Genomic DNA, 2,136 nt, shown 5'->3' on the forward strand with positions numbered 1-2,136 from the left:
CCGACTCGGGCCTCACCTGGGCGCAGGTGACATCGCTGTCCAGCGCCAAGCTGACCCAGGACCAGGTCAATGCCTTGGGCGGCGGCAGCGCAATGGGCGTCGAGACGGTCGTCTACGACACCGGCACCAAGGGCAGCGGCACGGCCACGCAGACAATCTACGCGCCCATCGCGCCAGACTACGTCCAGACCGCAGGCCTGGCCTCGAACCTGTACAARTCSACCAAYGGCGGCGCCTCGTGGACCCCGGTCACGGTGCCGATCTCCGGCTATCACATCCCGCACATGGTGCGYGCCGCTGACGGCATGTTCTAYGTGGTCTTCACCAGGGACGCCGGTCCCGGCTCCGCCGGTCCCGCCCGTCTGTACAAGTTCGACGGCAGCAACTGGACCTTGCTCAGGAGCGACGACTCRGTCGGCTACGGYGGCGTGTCCGTCTCMGGCACCGGCGCGACSACGCGCATTGCGCTGGGGRTSACCAACACCTGGGGCAACTTCCCCGGCCAGCGAATCCTCCAGCTGTCCGACGATGCCGGCCGGAACTGGCGCGAGATCGAAGCGATGACGCCRGGCGASGTYTCCTGGGGCTGGATCGACGATGTSGAGATCGATCCCTTCAACCGCGATCACATCCTGCACGTCTCCGGCGGCGTCATGCAGACAAGCAACGCCTCCTCGGCCACGCCAACCTGGGCCATGACGGTCGACGGCCTTGAGGAGACSGCCGTGCTGGGCCTGGCCACGCCGCCGGCCGGCGCCACCTACACCGTCATCAACAGTTCGGGCGACGTCGGCGCCTGGGTGCACACCAACCTCRCGACCAAGCCGACGCTGACGCCGGCCACCGACTGGAGCAACAGCTTCGCCGCCGACATGGCGTGGTCSGAYCCGCAGTACATGGCCACCATCGGCGTCGTGCTGGGCAACAACACCGSCTACGGCATGTGGTCGGGCGACGGCGGCAAGACCTGGGCGAAGTTCGCCASYTACCCGCAGGGCGTCGCGGCGAACACGGGWGGGGAAGCGAGCATCGCCATCACCGCGCGCAACAAGGCRGTCTGGGCACCCGGCTACTCGGTGCCGTCCTACACCACGGACAACGGYGCCACCTGGGTGCCGACCAATCTGCCCGCGATCAACAGCGTCTTCCCCCGCGCCTACCACCTGGTYGCSGATCGCAAGAACCCGAACAAGGTCTATGCCTACGATTCCGGTGGCCACTGGTGGGGCACGCCGGGCAAGGTCTACACGTCGACCGATGGCGGCCACACGTTCACGCTGAGCCAGGGCTCGGTGAACGCMGGGCTGGCGCCGAACTACTTCGGCARCACCTCGCTGGCGGTCAACCCCAACGTCGAGGGCGACCTCTGGCTGACCGACGGCAACGCGGTGTACCACTCGACCGATTCGGGTGCGAGCTGGGCCAAGCTCAGCAACTTCGCGTCGATCTTCACCGGCAACCCCTGGCCCCAGGTGCAGGGTGCAAGCGCCATCGCGCTGGGCAAGGCCAAGGCTGGCGCGCCGTACTCGGCCGCGGTCTACGTTGTGGGCGTCAGCAACGGTGTCTGGGGCGTGCATCGCTCTGATGACGGCGGCGCCACCTGGACGCGCTTCAACGACGACGCGAACCAGTTCGGCGGCATCGGCGTGATGGCGGCCGACCAAGCCATCTACGGCCGGATCTACATCAGCGGCACCGGCCGCGGAATGCTTTACAGCAACTGAAACAAGGGCTCGGCAGGCCGGTGTCCAGTTCTTGGCGCCGGTCTGCCGCTGCATAACGCTCGTGACCGGCGGAGACAACCGGCCGAGCACCTTCACTGAAAGGTAGAACATGAGAACCTTGATACACGCGCTGCTGCTTGCCTTTGGCACGAGCGCAGCCCCGCTGGCGCTGGCGCAAACCTGCGCGCCGACCGCCATCACGCCCTACATCAACGTCAATGGCACGTGGACGCAAACGGCATCGGCCACCATCAAGACCGGTGCCTCGGCCATCCTCGGCCCGCAGCCGATATCCGGGGGCATGTGGAGTTGGAGCGGCTGCGGCACCGCCGGTGCAGCGCGCGAGCAGACCATCCAACCGGCCGCAGCCTGCACGGCCACCGCCACCTACACCAACAGCTGTGGCGCCAAG

Annotated in this window: 2 protein-coding genes; both read left to right on the top strand. The window is 67.3% G+C overall.

Annotated features, from left to right (window positions below; genetic code table 11):
- Nucleotides 1–1,724, top strand: a 1,724-nt coding sequence (locus AC1DU6_RS28680; RefSeq protein ID WP_477861295.1) for a WD40/YVTN/BNR-like repeat-containing protein, incomplete at its 5' end; no start/stop codon positions are given.
- A 109-nt stretch (nucleotides 1,725–1,833) separates the two neighbouring features.
- Nucleotides 1,834–2,136 (top strand): DUF2059 domain-containing protein (locus AC1DU6_RS28685; RefSeq protein ID WP_457323394.1); only part of this gene is annotated, 303 nt, incomplete at its 3' end.

This window comes from Roseateles sp. P5_B10, assembly GCF_056400485.1.